Origin of the sequence: Bradyrhizobium sp. TM239, from assembly GCF_036247985.1 — a bacterium.
In the GTDB taxonomy this organism is placed as follows: Bacteria; Pseudomonadota; Alphaproteobacteria; order Rhizobiales; family Xanthobacteraceae; genus Bradyrhizobium; species Bradyrhizobium ottawaense.
Window position 1 is genome coordinate 1 of the sequence record NZ_BTIR01000066.1, and the last position, 256, is coordinate 256.

General features: G+C 66.0%; 1 pseudogene. It reads right to left on the reverse strand.

Going from position 1 to position 256, the window contains the following annotated elements:
* Window positions 1-256, reverse strand: a pseudogene (locus AABA84_RS34930) (PQQ-dependent dehydrogenase, methanol/ethanol family); the annotation flags it as partial.

Consider the following 256-nt stretch of genomic DNA (forward strand, 5'->3'; position numbering starts at 1 on the left):
TGTAGAGATTGTCGCCGGGATGGGTCTCGCCCGGCCATGGCGCGGCGTTGCCGACGCCCCAATAGATCGTCTTGGTCTCCTTGTCGTAATTGCCGGTCATCCAGGCCGAGCCGCCGCCGTTCTTCCAGTCGTCGCCCTGCCAGGTGTCATGGCCCGGCTCGCCTTCGCCCGGAATGGTGAAGGTTCGCCACAGCTCCTTGCCGTCCTTGGCATCATAGGCGGCGACATAGCCGCGCACGCCGAACTCGCCGCCGGA